The organism is Aeromonas rivipollensis (genome assembly GCF_010974825.1).
GTDB classification, from domain to species: Bacteria; Pseudomonadota; Gammaproteobacteria; order Enterobacterales; family Aeromonadaceae; genus Aeromonas; species Aeromonas rivipollensis.
This window is the reverse complement of record NZ_JAAILA010000005.1, coordinates 74,830-90,221: the sequence shown is the minus strand read 5'-3', so window position 1 is coordinate 90,221 and position 15,392 is coordinate 74,830. Positions and strand designations below refer to the sequence as shown.

Genomic DNA, 15,392 nt, shown 5'->3' with positions numbered 1-15,392 from the left:
CGTTCCCGTTACAGTTCTGCTACCAGTTTGTCGACGATGTCGCTGTTGGCAGCCTGGTCGATTTGGCGTGCCAGGATCTTCTCTGCACCCGCGATGGCAAGAGCAGCAACCTGCTTGCGCAGTTCTTCTTTGGCACGATGACGTTCAGCTTCGATCTCTGCACGGCCCTGAGCCAGGATTTTTTCCCGCTCTGCTTGAGCTCCGACAGCGGCTTCATCAATGATCTGGGCCTTGCGTTTGTTGGCCTGATCGATGATTTCAGCAGCCTGAAGCTTGGCTTCTTTCAGCTGATCGGTGGCGTTGGCCTTGGCCAAATCCAGATCTTTCTTGGCACGTTCGGCAGAAGAGAGACCATCAGCAATTTCTTTCTGACGGGCTTCGATGGCAGCGATCAGCGGCGGCCATACGTACTTCATGCAAAACACTACGAAGATGAAAAAAGCAATTGCTTGGCCGAGGAGGGTGGCGTTGATATTCACAGCCGATGTCCTCTTAAGTTAGTTAATGGGTTCTGCGTGAGTCGTGACGACTTAGGCAACCGCAAACATCACATACAGACCCAGACCAACGGCGATCATCGGGATCGCATCCACCAGACCCATGACGATGAAGAACTGGGTACGCAGAACAGGGATCAGGTCCGGTTGACGAGCAGCACCTTCCAGGAACTTGCCACCCAGGATACCGATACCGATGGAGGCGCCGATAGCCGCCAGACCCATCATCATTGCAGCAGCGATGTACAGCAGGTCCATGTTCAAGTTTTCCATGAGGATCTCCATTTATTTAGATGTAATTGATTGTATAAAAAGGATTATTTGAGTTGCATCAACCATGGTCTTCTTGCGCCATCGACAGATAGACGATGGTCAGAACCATGAAGATAAACGCCTGCAAAGTGATGATCAGGATGTGGAAAATTGCCCAAGGCACGGACAGGATCCACTGTGACCACCAGGGTAACAAACCCGCAATCAGGATAAAGATCAGTTCGCCAGCATACATGTTGCCGAACAGTCGCAGACCCAATGAAACAGGCTTGGAAATCAACGTGACGGTTTCAAGGATGAAGTTAACCGGGATGGCAGCGGGATGGTTGAAAGGCTGAAGCGTCAGCTCCTTCACGAATCCACTGATACCCTTGACCTTGATGCTGTAGTACAGGATCAAGAAGAACACGCCCAAAGCCATGGACATGGTGATGTTAACGTCAGCAGAGGGAACCACACGCAGATAGGGAACACCCATCAACTGTGCAGCGTGAGGGATAAAGTCAACGGGGATCAGATCCATGAAGTTCATCAGGAAGATCCAGACAAACACTGTCAGTCCCAGCGGTGCGATGACCGGGTTCCGACCATGGAAGATGTCTTTGACGTTACCATTCACAAACTCGACCAGCATCTCCACAAAGCACTGCAGCTTACCGGGCACACCGCTGGTGGCCTTGACGGCTACGCGGCGGAACGACCAGATAAACAGGGCGCCTAGCAAGACGGAAAATATCATTGAGTCGATATTCACCGTCCAGAACCCGGACCCGACTTGCAGGTGGGTCAGGTGGTGGGAGATATATCCCTGAGGAGTCAGGACTTCTCCGGTTGCAGACATGAGTTTTCCTAATAGTGGTTGTTAAGCGTGAATGAAACTATCCACTGTACAACGAGGGCGAGGATATAAGTGGCGAAGAACGAGACGGTATCGACCTCGATCCCGGAGCCAAACATCAGGGCGAAAAGTCCTGTTGTAGTAATGAGCTTAATCCCTGCCCCACCATAAAAGTCCCGCAAAACCAGGCCCACGCTCTCTTTCGTCACCTTGCGGCGCAGAACCCAGAGAGTGAACAAGGCTTGAGGAACCCAGTACATTCCCCCCCCGAAGAGGGAAGAACGTCCGGCAAACGCCCCGGTCTGATAAAACCAGACGGAACTGATCGCCAGGATCAGGATGAGCTGACAAACGAGCATAGCCAAGGCTAGCGTCAAACCTTCCAAGGCTACTTTCTGTTTCACCAACCTACCCCTGAACATTACAGAACTGTAAAAAATCGGGATCCGAAGACCCCAGGTTCACAGCTCGAAAAGCCGGTCAAATTATACCCGTGAAGACGGCTATTGCAACATGGCAAAAATCCTTAATTTTTGCGGCTTTCCGCGCGAAATTAAGGTTATGTTCATATCGAAAGGAATGGATGTTTTATTACTACAAAAAGCGTAAAAATCACGATTCTGACAGACCAAAATAGCCCAATACCCGGTCCAAATCCGCTAAGTTATCGTAACTTATTACTAACTTGCCGCTATCCTTCTTGCCCGGCTGAAGCTGTACCTGATTGCCAATTTTTTCTGAAATCTGGCGCTCTAGGTAACCAAACTGGGGATCGCGGACGGGCTCGACCTTGGTTTTTGCCGGTTCCAGCGTTTTTTGCACCAGTTTCTCGGTATCTCGCACCGTCAGCCCCTTCTGGGCGACCAGCTTGGCCAGCTCGGACTGGGCCGGGCCGCTCAGGGCCAACAGGGCGCGGGCATGGCCCATGTCGAGATCCCCGTGCTCGACGAACCGCTTCACGTCCTCGTTGAGCTGGTTCAGGCGCAGCAGGTTGGTGACAGTGGTGCGGGACTTGCCCACCGCCTCGGCCACCTGCTGGTGGGTCAGCTCGAATTCGGTCAGCAGTCGCTGCAGAGCTACCGCTTCTTCGATGGCGTTGAGATCCTCGCGCTGGATGTTCTCAATCAGCGCTATGGCAACAGCGGCCTCGTCGGGCACGTCCTTGACGATGCAGGGCACCACCTCGAGCCGGGCCAGCTGGGACGCGCGCCAGCGCCGCTCACCTGCGATGATCTCGAAGCGATTATCCCCGATGGAGCGTACCACTATCGGCTGAATCACGCCTTGCGCCCGTATCGAGTTGGCCAGGTCTTCCAGCGCATCCTGGGACATGTCCTTGCGCGGCTGGTATTTGCCGGACTGCAGCCACTCCAGCGGCAGCTTGCGCAGCTCGCCCTGGTTGGTGGGCGCCATGGCCTGTTCGGTACGCTGGTCGCTCATCACCTGTTTCTGGCGGGCGGCCGTGCTGGTGCTGAGCAGGGCATCCAACCCCTTGCCCAGCCCACGTTTCTTCGGCGTCATATGCTCTCTCGGTCTGCGGTGATCGGCTGAGACTCCTGCTCCTGACGACGCAGGATCTCGCCAGCCAGGGCCAGATAGGCCTTGGCCCCCACCGATGATTTGTCATAGTGCATGGCCGGGGCACCGAAGCTCGGCGCCTCCGCCAGTCTAACGTTGCGGGGGATGATGGTGCGATAGACCTTGTCCCCGAAATGCTGTTTCAGCTGATCGGACACATCATTGGCCAGCCGGTTGCGGTGATCGAACATGGTGCGCAGCACCCCCTCGATCTTCAGCTCCGGGTTGACGACGGCCGCCAGCTTGCTGATGGTATCCACCAGTGCGGTGAGCCCTTCCAGCGCGTAATACTCGCACTGCATGGGCACCAGCACAGAGTCGGCGGCGGCCATGGCGTTGACGGTCAACATGTTGAGAGAAGGCGGGCAGTCGATGAAGACGTAGTCGTACTTGTCCCGTACCGAGGCCAGGGCGTTGCGCAGGCGGATCTCGCGGGCGAAGAACTCCATCAGACGGATTTCCGCCGCCGTCACATCGGCATTGGCGGCGATGAGGTGATAGCCACCCGAGGTCTCGGGGATGATCACCTCGTTGATGGGAGCATCGTCGATCAGCAGTTCATAGGCGGTGCGTTCGACTTCGTACTTGTCGATGCCACTGCCCATGGTGGCATTGCCCTGCGGATCCAGATCGATCACCAGCACCTTGCGCCGGGTAGCGGCCAGGGAGGCGGCCAGATTCACACAGGTGGTGGTTTTACCCACTCCACCCTTCTGGTTGGCTATGGCAATGACTTTTCCCACACTATCCCCTAAATGAATACGGCGGCCCTATTCGGGCTGGATGGCTTTAAACTCCAGCAGATGACGCTCGCCTTCCAGTTCGGGCACCACCAGCTGATGGGTGGCAACCAGACGAATGCTGGCAGGCAACTGTGCCAGTTCCTGCTCGGGGTATTGTCCCTTGAGCGCCAAGAAGCTGCCCTCGGGTGACGGCAGATGGTGACACCAGTTCAGCATGTCCTCCAGCGAGGCGAAGGCCCGGCTGAGTACAGCATCGAAGCCCACCTCGGGTTGATACTCTTCCACCCGGGATTTGACGGGCGTCACATTGGTCAGCCCCAGCTCCTGGATCACCTGGCGGATGAAGTTGATCCGCTTGCCCAGGCTGTCGAGCAGCACGAACTGCTTGTCCGGGTTGATGATGGCAAGCGGCAGGCCGGGCAGACCCGGGCCTGTGCCCACATCGATGAAACGCTCACCGTGCAGGTGAGGGCTCACCACCAGGCTGTCGAGGATGTGCTTGACCAGCATGGCGTCCGGATCTCGCACCGAGGTGAGATTGTAAGCCTTGTTCCACTTGTGCAGCAACTCAACCAACTGCACCAACTGGGTCTTTTGAGTGTCGGTGATAACAATACCGGCCTGCATGAGCAGGCCGTTCAATCTTTCCAGCATATTTTCCAACGGTAAGGATCCTCAGGCGGTTTTACGCAGCAGGCCGTGTTTCTTCAGGTGAACCAGCAGGATGGAGATGGCCGCCGGGGTGATGCCGGAGATGCGGGAGGCCTGACCTATGGTCTGCGGCTTGGCATCATTCAGCTTGGCGATCACCTCGTTGGAGAGACCGTTCACGTCGCGGTAGTTCATGTCCAGCGGCAACAGGGTGTTCTCGTTGCGCAGTTGCTTCTCCACCTCGTCGTGCTGGCGCTCGATGTAGCCGGCGTACTTGATCTGGATCTCCACCTGATCCGCCGCGGCCGCGTCTTCCAGCGCCGGGCCGACCCCCTCGATGGCCATCAGGGCATCGTAGGTCACCTCGGGGCGACGCAGCAGCTCTTCCAGGCTCTGCTCCCGGGTCAGGGGGGTGTTGACCAGAGCGTTGACCGCCTCCAGCGACGGGTGCTGCGGGTGGATCCAGGTCGAACGCATGCGCTGACGCTCCTGCTCAACCTGCTCCATCTTGGTGTTGAACAGGCTCCAGCGATGGTCATCCACCAGGCCCAGCTCGCGACCAATGGCGGTCAGGCGCAGATCGGCGTTGTCTTCCCGCAGCAGCAGACGGTATTCGGCGCGGCTGGTGAACATGCGGTAGGGCTCGCGAGTGCCCAGGGTGGAGAGATCGTCCATCATCACGCCCATGTAGGCCTGATCCCGGCGGGGATGCCAGGCATCCTTGCCCTGGGCGCGCAGACCGGCGTTCAGACCGGCCATCAGCCCCTGGGCGGCCGCCTCTTCATAGCCAGTGGTGCCGTTGATCTGGCCGGCGAAGAAGAGGTTTGGAATGCACTTGCTCTCCATGTTGGCCTTGAGATCCCGCGGATCGAAGAAGTCGTATTCGATGGCGTAGCCGGGGCGGGTGATGTGGGCATTCTCGAAGCCACGGATCGAACGGACGATCTGCACCTGCACGTCGAACGGCAGGCTGGTGGAGATCCCGTTCGGGTAGAGTTCGTGGGTGGTCAGGCCTTCCGGCTCAACGAAGATCTGGTGCGCCGTCTTGTCGGCGAAGCGGGTGATCTTGTCCTCGATCGACGGGCAGTAACGGGGGCCTATCCCCTCGATCACCCCGGCGTACATGGGGCTGCGATCCAGGTTGTTGCGGATCACCTCGTGGGTCTTCTCGTTGGTGTGGGTAACGTAGCAAGGCACCTGACGGGGGTGTTGGCTGGCGTTGCCGATGAACGAGAAGACGGGACGAGGATCGTCACCGTGCTGCTGCTGCATCACGGAGAGATCCACGGTGCGGGCATCGATGCGTGGCGGCGTGCCTGTCTTGAGCCGATCGATACGCAGTGGCAGCTCGCGCAGACGCTGGGCCAGGGCGATCGAGGGAGGATCCCCGGCGCGGCCGCCCTTGTAGTTTTCCATCCCGATGTGGATCAGGCCGTTCAGGAAGGTCCCTACCGTCAGCACCACCGTCTTGCCGCTGATGCGGATCCCGCTCTGGGTGACTACGCCGGCGACACTATCCCCGTCCATGACGAGATCGTCACAGGCTTGCTGGAAGATCTTCAGGTTCGGGTAATTTTCCAGGGTCTGGCGCACCACGGCCTTGTAAAGCAGGCGATCCGCCTGGGCACGGGTGGCACGCACCGCGGGCCCTTTGGAGGAGTTGAGGGTACGGAACTGGATCCCGCCAAGATCGATGGCCTGCGCCATGATCCCGCCCAGGGCATCCACTTCCTTGACCAGGTGTCCCTTGCCGATCCCGCCGATCGCCGGATTACAGGACATGTGTCCCAGCGTATCGATGTTGTGGGTCAGCAACAGGGTATTCAGGCCCATACGGGCGGCCGCTGTTGCTGCTTCGGTTCCTGCATGACCGCCACCGACGACGATCACATCAAATTGTTCATGGTATTGCATTGGGGATCACCTTGATCTGCACGCCTGAAGATCTTTATTTGCCTGGGCTGAAGGGCGGATCATTCTATCCGTTTAGCCTCTTGAGGGGAACGTCTACTTCAGGATCAGTATGGATGCAGGATCCGTTAGTAGATCTTAAGGATCTTTAGATCGATCTTTTACTGGATCTTTTATTAGGATCCACGATTTCTGTTGATAAGCCCTTTTTGATCATAAAGATCATCTGTTTAAAGACGATCCCAGCTTGTGGAAAAGCTTGGATCCCAGGGCCGTGAACGGGGGGATAACCAGTGGTTTTATACACAGACCAGAACTGGATAAGATCTCATACATGGATAACTATAGGTTTTACAGAGCTTAACACTATAGTTATGCACATTACCCCTGGGCATTGTGGGTAACCGTGTAGAACAACTCTCCCGGATCTATCTGTTAATAACCTGGTGGATAGGAATTTGGGGATAAGCGGGGAGATCAAGGTGTTTTTACCGGATCTCCCGCGCCCTGATCAGGCGATCATCTGCATCCAGTCATGGATCCAGGCTTCGGCGGCATCTTCCGGGATCTCGTGCTGGGTCACGTCTATCTCCAGACGATCCCCGATCCGGCTGGCGCCGCACTCGGCCAACAGTCGATCCAGCGTCTTGCCACCCTGGCAGAAGGTGTCATAACTGCGGTCCCCAAGCCCGATCACCCCATATTTCAAGGCGTTGAGATCCGGATGCTGGTCGGCAAGATCCTTGGCGAAGGGCTGAAGATTGTCGGGCACGTCGCCGGCACCATGGGTAGAAGTGATCACCAACAGGATGGCATCCGGCTCCGCCAGCACCTCGGCCAGGCTGGCCGGGTTGTGGATCCGGGTCTGGTGGCCCGCCTGTTCCAGCAGGTTGGCGACATGATCTGCGACATATTCGGCGGCGCCCAGCATGGAGCCGACGACAAGATTGAGTTTGGCCATGGAATGGATCCTGATGTCATCGAAAGAAACGGAGAGCCGGGATTCTACCGCCAAAGGATGTGGATAAATATGGATAAAGCTTGGGGATAAGGATCCTTCACGATTTTTATGGCAGAGGCCGCCCTCGCCATCTTTTTTCATCTTCCCCTGTGTTCCCTCCCTTTGATCACCTTCCTGAATGAGTCTTCCTGCCGGAAATGCCGTCCGTTGATACAACAGGTAACAATAGAGATGCAAATGATTAGCAATTATTGAATCGATTCGATCATGGCTCTTGTAGTAGCATTGTGCCGATTTATTCGCCTAAGGAGTCGGGCAGACCGGCCGCATTGGGCACCCATAATAAGAAACCAAAATATAACTCATTGATATTTGAGACACTTATATGATTGCGCAAAAAAATACCCAAAATGCAGTGATGCGAAAGAAGGGGGCCCAGCTGTTGCCGCTCTCCTGCCTGCTGGCGAGCCTGCCAGTGCTGGCTGCGGAACAAGCGGATAAAGAGCTGCCCAAGGCGGCTGAAACCATGGTGGTCACCGGCACCGCCATGAAGGTCGAAGTGCCCATGGCAGAGACCCCGCGCGCCGTCTCCGTGGTCAATCGCGAGGAGCTGGATCAGCACGCCGTGCTTCAGCTCGATGAGTCAGTGCGCTACCGCTCCGGCGTGCTCACCGGTTTCTATGGCTCGGATAACAACACCGACTGGTTCAAGGTGCGTGGCTTCGATGCTGCCCAGTACCTCGATGGCAACCGTCTGTTCGGCACCGGCTACTATGTGTGGACCCCCGAGCCCTTCGGCCTGGAAAGCGTGGAAGTGCTGAAAGGCCCGGCCTCCATCCTCTACGGCGAGGCCCCTCCCGGCGGTGTGATCAACTCCATCAGCAAGCGTCCGACCGCGACCCCGCAAGGGTTGGTCAATCTGCAACTGGGCAACCGGGATCTGCGCCAGGTCGGCGTCGACTTCTCCGACGATCTGACCGACGACAGCCGCTATCGCATGGTGGCACTCTATAAAGAGCGTGACGGCGTGCTGGATGGCACTTACAACGAGCGCGCCTACTTGGCGCCGAGCGTGACCCTGGATATCTCGGATCGCACCAGCCTCACCCTGCTGGCCAGTTTCCTGCACGACGAAGGGGTGCCCACCAACGGTTTCTTCCCCGTCTATGGCACCCTGAACACCTCGGGCGGCCAGATCGATCCCGCCACCAACCTGAGTCAGCCGGATTACGATCGCAACCGCAATACCCAGATCTCCACCGGTTACGAGCTGGCACACCAGTTCAACCAGACCTGGGAGTTCAAGCAGAACGTCCGCTTCAACTACAACGATCTGCTGCTGCGCCAGACCTATATCTTCCCGACTTACGAAGGCACCACCGCCTACCGTGGCCTGGTCTACCGGGATGGCGACACCAAGAGCGCCACCATGGACAACCAGATGGTGGGTTACTGGAACACGGATCGCACCGAGCAGACTCTGCTGCTGGGGATCGATCTGCAGCGTCACGTGAACGAAGGGGTCGAGGCCGACAACTACGGCATGGGATCCATCGATACCATGAACCCGGATTACAGCGGCTTCCCCGGTTTCGATGAGTCCACCGCCACCTATCAGAAGAACACCAAGGGCCAGAGCGGCCTCTATGCCCAGCACCAGATCCGTTGGGACGATCGCTGGTTGCTGACCGCCGGCGGCCGCTTCGACTATGTGGAGACCCACAACATCAGCGAAGCCACCAGCAAGAACGAGAAACAGTACGATGACAACCTCTCGCTCTCCGGCAGTCTGATGTACCTGGCCGACAACGGCCTCTCCCCTTACTTCGCCTATGCCGAGTCGTTCGAGGTGCTGCCGGGTATAGATCCCAACACCAAGAACTCCTACAAGCCGCTCGAGGGCAAGCTGTACGAGACCGGCATCAAGTACGCGCCCAGCTTCCTCGATGGCTACATCAACCTGGCGCTGTTCGATCTGGAGCAGACCAACTCGCTGGTCTCCACCGGTTCCGGTCAGCAGACCCAGGCTGGCGAAGTGACCTCCCAGGGCGTCGAACTGGAAGGGAGCGTGCAGGCCACAGAGGCGCTGCGCCTGACCGCTGCTTATACCTACACCGACGCCAAGACCAACGACACCGGCAACGGTGATCGCCAGGCCAGCCTGATCCCGCGCCACCAGGCCTCCTTCTGGGGCAACTACAAGGTGCAGCAGGGTCCGGTCTCCGGGCTGGAAGTGGGCACCGGGGTACGTTATATCGGCTCCAGCGTCGGCATAGGTGCCGTGGATGCCAACTACAACCCCATCTACGGTTCGGCCCAGGTGCCGGCCCAGACGGTGTGGGATGCGATGATCGGGTATGACTTCGCCAAGAACTGGCGTGCCCAGGTCAACGTCAACAACCTGCTGAACGACACCTATGTGGCGAGCTGTGATTACTACTGCTACTACGGTGAGCCGCGCAGCATAGTCGGCTCAGTCAACTACCGCTGGTAAGATACAGGCCGGGCGGGAGCCTCAAGCTCCCGCCCTCCTTCTTTTTGTATACAGGCCTGTCATGGAACTCTTGTCACTGGTTTACCGCCAATACCGTTGGCCCTTCATCGCCATTACCCTGCTCAGTCTGCTCAGCGCTGTGAGTGGGATAGGCGTCATTGCCTTTATCAATCAATACCTTATCGAGTCAGTCGGCGATCCGCTACCGATCCTGGGCCAACTGCTCGGCCTCATTCTGCTGTTGCTGGTGATCACACTCGGATCCCAGCTAGCCCTGACCACCCTCGGTCATCATTTCGTCTACAAGTTGCGCGGCCGCCTGCTCAAGCAACTGCTGGACACCGACGTTGCCCGCATTCGCCAGATAGGGCAGGGACCGCTGCTGGCCTCCCTCTCCAGCGACATCGGCCAGATCACCATCGCCTTCGTGCGCCTGCCGGAGCTGGTGCAGGGGCTGGTGCTCACCCTGGGCTCCATCATCTACCTTGGCCTGCTCTCTCCCGCCCTGCTCGGTGTCACCGCCCTCTGGGTCACCGTGACCATGGTGGTGGGCTGGCTGCTGGTGAACCGGGTCTATCGTCACCTGGCCCAGATGCGTCAGGCAGAAGACAGGCTCTACCAGAACTACCAGTCCATCATCGCCGGCAGCAAGGAGCTGGCGCTCAATCGCGAGCGGGCTCACTTCGTCTACCACCAGCTCTATGAGCAGAACGCCCGGGATTACCGGGAGCAGATCATCCGCGCCGATACCTATCACCTGAGCGCGGTGAACTGGTCGAACATCATGATGCTGGGGGCCATAGGCCTGGTCTTCTTCCTGGCCAATGGCCTCGGCTGGGCCAACACCAATGTGGCCGCCACCTTCGCCCTGACCCTGCTGTTCCTGCGCACCCCGCTGTTGCAGGGCATTGGCGCCCTGCCGACCCTGATCTCGGCCCAGGTGGCGTTCGACAAGATAGCGACCCTGAATCTGGCCGAGCCGGAACCCGCCTTCCCGCTGCCACCGGCCCCCAGTGCCTGGCAACGGATCGAGCTGGAGCAGGTGAGCTTTCACTATCAGGGGGAGGGCGGCTTCGCCGTGGGGCCCATCAATCTGACCATTGAGCGGGGGGAGCAGATCTTCATCATAGGCGGCAACGGCTCCGGCAAGTCGACCCTGGCCATGCTGCTGACCGGGCTCTATCAGCCTGTCTCTGGCCGGATCCTGCTGGATGGTGAGCCCATCGCCGATCGCAACGCCTACCTGGCGCTCTTCTCCGCCATCTTCACCGACTACCACCTGTTCCAGCACCTGCTGGGGCCTGAGCCGAAAGAGGCCCTGGTAGCCGAGTGGCTGGAGCGGCTGCAGATGGGCAGCAAGCTCGTCATAGAGGAAGGCTTCATCGCCAACATCGATCTCTCCCAGGGGCAGCGCAAGCGGGTCGCCCTGCTGCTGGCACTGGCGGAGCAGCGCGAGGTGATGCTGTTTGACGAGTGGGCGGCGGATCAGGATCCCCAGTTCCGCCGCATCTTCTATCAGGTGCTGTTACCGCGCCTGAAGGAGATGGGCAAGACGGTGATCGCCATCAGCCACGACGATCTCTATTTCTCCCTGGCGGATCGCCTGCTGGAGATGCGTCAGGGCCGCCTCACCGAGCTGACTGGCGAGCGGCGCGAGCAGGTGAGCCGGGATGCCGTCGCCCATCTGGATAGCGAGGTGCCGGTCTGATACCGGCCGCAAGGGGGAGGCGAGAGCCTGTCCCCTTCAGCACAGGAATGAATCATGTTTGAGATGAAAGCCGCGAGCTTCGCGGTCAATGACCGCACGCTGCTGCAACCCACCAGCCTGCGTTTCGAGCAGGGTCAGGTCTATGGCCTCATCGGCCACAACGGCTCGGGCAAATCCACCCTGCTCAAGCTGCTGGCACGCCAGCAGCCCCTGAGCGATGGGGAGATACTGTTCGATGACAAGCCGCTGTCCGACTGGGGCAACCGGGACTTCGCCCGTCAGGTCGCCTATCTGCCACAACATCTGCCGAGCGCCGAGAACCTGCTCGGCCGTGAGCTGGTGGAGATGGGGCGCTATCCCTGGCGTGGTCTGCTGGGGCGAATGGGGGAGGCCGATCACCGCCAGGTCGACAAGGCCATAGCACTGACCCATACCGAGGGGTTTGCCGACCGGCTGGTGGATACCCTCTCCGGCGGCGAGCGGGGCCGGGTCTGGCTGGCCATGCTGCTGGCCCAGGAGAGTCGCTTCATCCTGCTGGACGAGCCGCTGGCCGCGCTGGATGTGGCTCATCAGGTGGAGGTGCTCGCGCTCGTCAAGCAGCTCAGTCGCCAGCTCAACCTCGGGGTCATCATCGTCATTCACGACATCAATATGGCGTCCCGCTTCTGCGATCGACTGGTGGCGCTCCACAGCGGTCGTCTGCTGACCCATGGCGAGCCTTCGCACATCATGACCGGCGAGACCCTGCATGCCATCTATGGCATCCCGATGGAAGTCATTCGCCACCCGGCCCATGACCACGCCATCGCCATCGTCTAGCCGGGGTCCTCTCTTGAATCGTCTACTGAAGATTGCCTCCTGCCTCGTCAGCCTGCTGTTGCCGCTGGCGGCGCAGGCTGGGCAGCCTACCACCGCCACCGAAGCCACCAGCACTGTGCCTCGCATCGCCACCGTGGACTGGACCATAGCCGAAACCCTGCTGGCCCTCGGCGTGACCCCGCTGGCCATGGGGGATGTGAACTCCTATCGCGCCTGGGTCGGCGAGCCCCGGCTCCCCGCCGAGGTGATCGACATAGGCCTGCGGGCCCAGCCCAACCGGGAGCTACTGGCGGAGCTCAAGCCCGATCTCATCCTCATATCCCCGCTGGCGGCACCGCTTGAGCCGACCCTGTCCCGCATCGCGCCGGTGCAGTCCATCGCCCTCTATGAACCCGATGCCGAGCTGTGGCCTCGACTGCGTGAGGCGACCCTGACCATAGCCGCGCTGGTGAACAGAACCGCCGAGGCCGAGCGCCAGCTCGCCGCGCTGGAGCGGGATCTGGCGCAGATGAAGGGGGCGCTGCCCGCCGATCTGCCCCCCTTGCTGGTGGTGCAGTTCATCGACGAGCGCCATGTGCGGGTGTTTGGCCGCCACAGCCTGTTCGAGGCGGTGATGCAGCGGCTTGGCCTGCGCAATGCCTGGCAGGGGGAGACCAACGCCTGGGGCTTCTCGGTGGCCAGTCTCGAGCAGTTCTTGGCCATTCCCGAGGCCAGGCTGGTGGTGGTGGATCCCATTCCCGTGGGGGTGAGTGAAAAACTGCAGGAACCCGGGCTCTGGCAGCACCTGCCGCTGGTACAGAACACGCCCGTGCTGCATCTGCCCGCGACCTGGAGTTTCGGCGGCATGCTGGCCGCCCGTCGTTTCGCCACCCTGCTCGGCGAGGCCCTGCAGGAGCAGGCAAGCGTGGCCCTCAAGGGAGAAGCCCAATGAACCCTTTCGTCTCCTCTCCCTTGCTGCGCCCGGGCCTCTGCCTGCTGGCGCTGACCCTGGCGCTGGCCTGTGGTGAGCTGGCGCGCCAGCTGCCGGGCTCCCTCTGGTGGCAAGCGCTCTTCTCTCCCAGGCTGGACGACGCTCGCCAGGCGGTCATCCACTTCAGCTGGTTGCCGCGGCTGGTGGTCTGCCTGCTGGCCGGTGCCGCCCTCGGTCTGGCCGGTACCCTGATGCAGCAGGTGCTGCGCAATCCCCTCGCGTCCCCCACCACGCTCGGGGTGGCCTCCGGCGCCCAGCTGGCGCTGATGATGGTGACCCTGTTCGCTCCCTCCTGGCTGCTGATCGGCAGGGAGTGGATCGCCATGGCGGGGGGCAGCCTCGCCATGGGGCTGGTGTTTGCCCTGGCCTGGCGTCGCCAGCTCAATCCCGTGGTCATCGTGTTCGCCGGGCTGGTGATCAACCTCTATCTGGCAGCCATCAGCATGGGTCTGCTGCTCTTCTTCCAAGAGGAACTCAAGGGCCTGCTGGTGTGGGGCAGCGGTTCCCTGGCCCAGAACAGCTGGAGCGGCGTCCTCTACCTGCTGCCGCGGCTGCTGGTGGCCGGGGCCCTGGCCGCCCTGCTGGTCCGCCCCCTTGGTGTGCTGGAGCTTGACGATGCCAGCGCCCGCAGTCTGGGGGTCTCCCTCAAGCAGCTGCGCTTCGCCGGACTTGGGCTCGCGGTCTTCGTCACCGCCTGCGTGGTGAGCGTGGTGGGGCTGATCGGCTTTATCGGGCTGGCGGCGCCGGCCATGGTGCGACTGCTGGGGGTGAGGCAGCTCGGCCAGCGCCTGCTGTGGGCCCCCATACTGGGTGCCTTGCTGCTGGCGGCCACCGATCTGCTGCTGCAATCCATGAGCCGCTTCTGGCCGGTGTTGATCCCGACCGGGGCCATGACGGCGCTGCTGGGGGCGCCGCTGCTGCTCTGGCTGATCCCTCGGCTTGCCTTCAAGTCGGGTGCCCCCAAGGCCGCCAGCGGCCTGACGGTGGCACGCCATGGCGCACCTGCTCGCCTTATCGGCCTGCTGCTGCTCGGGTTGGGGATTGCCATGCTGGGCTCACTGCTGGTCGGGCAGGGGATGCACGGCTGGAGCTGGCCGAGCTGGCTCAGGTGGCAGGCCCAGCTGGAGTGGCGCCTGCCGCGTACCCTGGCGGCGGGCGCGGCCGGGGTCTTGCTGGCCCTGGCGGGCACCCTGCTGCAGCGGGTCAGCAACAACCCCATGGCGAGCCCCGAGCTGCTGGGGGTGAGCGGCGGCACCTTTATGGGGGTTATTGCCACTGCGCTGCTGTTGCCCGCTTTGCCGCTGCCCATGATGCTGCTGGGGGGCCTGATAGGCGCTTTCGGCTGCCTCTTGCTGCTGGTGCTGGTCAACCGCAAGCACGGCTTCCAGCCTGAGCGGATCCTGCTCTCCGGTATCGCCATCACGGCGCTGTTCGAGCCGCTGCAGGCCATCGCCCTGGCCAACGGCGATCTGCGAGTGCAGCAGCTGCTCTCCTGGATGTCCGGCTCCACCTATTACGTCACCCTGCCGGTGGCCTATGGCCTGACAGGGTTGGCGCTGCTGATGCTGGCGGCCTGCCTGCTGGTGAGCCGCTGGCTCGATCTGATGCCCATGGGGCCTGCGGTGGCGACGGCGCTCGGCATTCGTCTTAACCGTGCCCAGCTCATCATCTTGCTGCTGGTGGCCGTGCTCACCGCCAGCGCGACCATGGTCATAGGGCCGCTCTCCTTCGCCGGCTTGCTGGCCCCCCACATGGCCAAGCTGATGGGGCTGGTGCGGGCCCGCTGGCACCTGCTCGGTGCGGCTGGGTGTGGCGCCCTGCTGATGGTGTTGGCGGACTGGGTCGGCCAGCAGATCCTGTTCCCGCAGGAGGTGCCGGTCGGGCTGGTCTCCACCCTGTTAGGGGGCGCTTACTTCATGTGGTGCCTGCGCCGCCTCTAGGGTTGTGAA

The 15,392-nt window shown here is 60.6% G+C and carries 14 protein-coding genes; 5 read left to right on the top strand and 9 right to left on the bottom strand.

Annotated features, from left to right (window positions below):
• Positions 1-8: 8 nt before the first annotated feature.
• The 9 genes from atpF to mioC all read right to left on the bottom strand — a co-directional run bounded on the left by atpF (position 9) and on the right by mioC (position 7,452).
• Entirely contained in the window at positions 9-479 is a 471-nt protein-coding gene (gene atpF / locus G4923_RS03350) for a F0F1 ATP synthase subunit B (RefSeq protein ID WP_025328867.1), read from the bottom strand.
• Between the two features lie 51 nt (positions 480-530).
• Positions 531-770, bottom strand: a complete 240-nt coding sequence (gene atpE, locus G4923_RS03345; protein WP_010672265.1) for a F0F1 ATP synthase subunit C — start codon at positions 768-770, stop codon at positions 531-533.
• A 58-nt stretch (positions 771-828) separates the two neighbouring features.
• Entirely contained in the window at positions 829-1,611 is a 783-nt protein-coding gene (gene atpB / locus G4923_RS03340; protein WP_025328868.1) for a F0F1 ATP synthase subunit A, read from the bottom strand.
• 8 nt (positions 1,612-1,619) lie between these two features.
• Positions 1,620-2,030, bottom strand: coding sequence for an ATP synthase subunit I (locus G4923_RS03335; RefSeq protein ID WP_025328869.1), 411 nt, complete (start codon positions 2,028-2,030; stop codon positions 1,620-1,622).
• A gap of 190 nt (positions 2,031-2,220) precedes the next feature.
• Complete coding sequence (locus G4923_RS03330) at positions 2,221-3,129, bottom strand: ParB/RepB/Spo0J family partition protein (protein WP_163135500.1); 909 nt, start codon at positions 3,127-3,129, stop codon at positions 2,221-2,223.
• Positions 3,126-3,929: a ParA family protein gene (locus tag G4923_RS03325; protein ID WP_106885384.1), complete on the bottom strand. Its 804-nt coding sequence runs from the start codon at positions 3,927-3,929 to the stop codon at positions 3,126-3,128. The genes G4923_RS03330 and G4923_RS03325 overlap by 4 nt, the downstream gene beginning before the upstream one ends.
• 27 nt (positions 3,930-3,956) lie before the next feature.
• Positions 3,957-4,583: a 16S rRNA (guanine(527)-N(7))-methyltransferase RsmG gene (rsmG, locus tag G4923_RS03320; RefSeq protein ID WP_163135499.1), complete on the bottom strand. Its 627-nt coding sequence runs from the start codon at positions 4,581-4,583 to the stop codon at positions 3,957-3,959.
• A gap of 21 nt (positions 4,584-4,604) precedes the next feature.
• Positions 4,605-6,494, bottom strand: a complete 1,890-nt coding sequence (mnmG, locus tag G4923_RS03315; RefSeq protein WP_163135498.1) for a tRNA uridine-5-carboxymethylaminomethyl(34) synthesis enzyme MnmG — start codon at positions 6,492-6,494, stop codon at positions 4,605-4,607.
• A gap of 508 nt (positions 6,495-7,002) precedes the next feature.
• On the bottom strand, positions 7,003-7,452 hold the full coding sequence (mioC, locus tag G4923_RS03310; RefSeq protein ID WP_139745128.1) for an FMN-binding protein MioC: 450 nt from the start codon (positions 7,450-7,452) through the stop codon (positions 7,003-7,005).
• 385 nt (positions 7,453-7,837) lie between these two features.
• On the opposite strand from mioC, the gene G4923_RS03305 reads away from it, so the two are divergent.
• The 5 genes from G4923_RS03305 (at position 7,838) to fhuB (ending at position 15,383) form a co-directional block, all read left to right on the top strand.
• The gene (locus G4923_RS03305; RefSeq protein ID WP_163135497.1) at positions 7,838-9,946 is read left to right on the top strand and encodes a TonB-dependent siderophore receptor; all 2,109 of its coding nucleotides are present in this window, start codon (positions 7,838-7,840) and stop codon (positions 9,944-9,946) included.
• Positions 9,947-10,007: 61 nt separating this feature from the next.
• Positions 10,008-11,654, top strand: coding sequence for a multidrug ABC transporter permease/ATP-binding protein (locus G4923_RS03300; RefSeq protein ID WP_163135496.1), 1,647 nt, complete (start codon positions 10,008-10,010; stop codon positions 11,652-11,654).
• Between the two features lie 54 nt (positions 11,655-11,708).
• Positions 11,709-12,473 carry an ATP-binding cassette domain-containing protein gene (locus G4923_RS03295; protein WP_163135495.1) on the top strand — a complete coding sequence of 255 codons (765 nt, stop codon included), beginning with the start codon at positions 11,709-11,711 and terminating at the stop codon, positions 12,471-12,473.
• A 13-nt stretch (positions 12,474-12,486) separates the two neighbouring features.
• Positions 12,487-13,404, top strand: a complete 918-nt coding sequence (locus tag G4923_RS03290; protein ID WP_420884894.1) for an ABC transporter substrate-binding protein — start codon at positions 12,487-12,489, stop codon at positions 13,402-13,404.
• The gene (gene fhuB / locus G4923_RS03285; RefSeq protein ID WP_163135494.1) at positions 13,401-15,383 is read left to right on the top strand and encodes a Fe(3+)-hydroxamate ABC transporter permease FhuB; all 1,983 of its coding nucleotides are present in this window, start codon (positions 13,401-13,403) and stop codon (positions 15,381-15,383) included. Before G4923_RS03290 ends, fhuB begins: the two co-directional genes overlap by 4 nt.
• The last annotated feature ends 9 nt before the right edge of the window (positions 15,384-15,392 follow it).

Coding starts and splice junctions, on each gene's coding strand:
- G4923_RS03335 (WP_025328869.1), bottom strand. CDS start 2,030: ATGTTCAGGGGTAGGTTGGTGAAACAGAAAGTAGCCTTGGAAGGTTTG.
- atpE (WP_010672265.1), bottom strand. CDS start 770: ATGGAAAACTTGAACATGGACCTGCTGTACATCGCTGCTGCAATGATG.
- atpB (WP_025328868.1), bottom strand. CDS start 1,611: ATGTCTGCAACCGGAGAAGTCCTGACTCCTCAGGGATATATCTCCCAC.
- rsmG (WP_163135499.1), bottom strand. CDS start 4,583: ATGCTGGAAAGATTGAACGGCCTGCTCATGCAGGCCGGTATTGTTATC.
- G4923_RS03305 (WP_163135497.1), top strand. CDS start 7,838: ATGATTGCGCAAAAAAATACCCAAAATGCAGTGATGCGAAAGAAGGGG.
- G4923_RS03295 (WP_163135495.1), top strand. CDS start 11,709: ATGTTTGAGATGAAAGCCGCGAGCTTCGCGGTCAATGACCGCACGCTG.
- fhuB (WP_163135494.1), top strand. CDS start 13,401: ATGAACCCTTTCGTCTCCTCTCCCTTGCTGCGCCCGGGCCTCTGCCTG.
- G4923_RS03330 (WP_163135500.1), bottom strand. CDS start 3,129: ATGACGCCGAAGAAACGTGGGCTGGGCAAGGGGTTGGATGCCCTGCTC.
- mnmG (WP_163135498.1), bottom strand. CDS start 6,494: ATGCAATACCATGAACAATTTGATGTGATCGTCGTCGGTGGCGGTCAT.
- G4923_RS03300 (WP_163135496.1), top strand. CDS start 10,008: ATGGAACTCTTGTCACTGGTTTACCGCCAATACCGTTGGCCCTTCATC.
- mioC (WP_139745128.1), bottom strand. CDS start 7,452: ATGGCCAAACTCAATCTTGTCGTCGGCTCCATGCTGGGCGCCGCCGAA.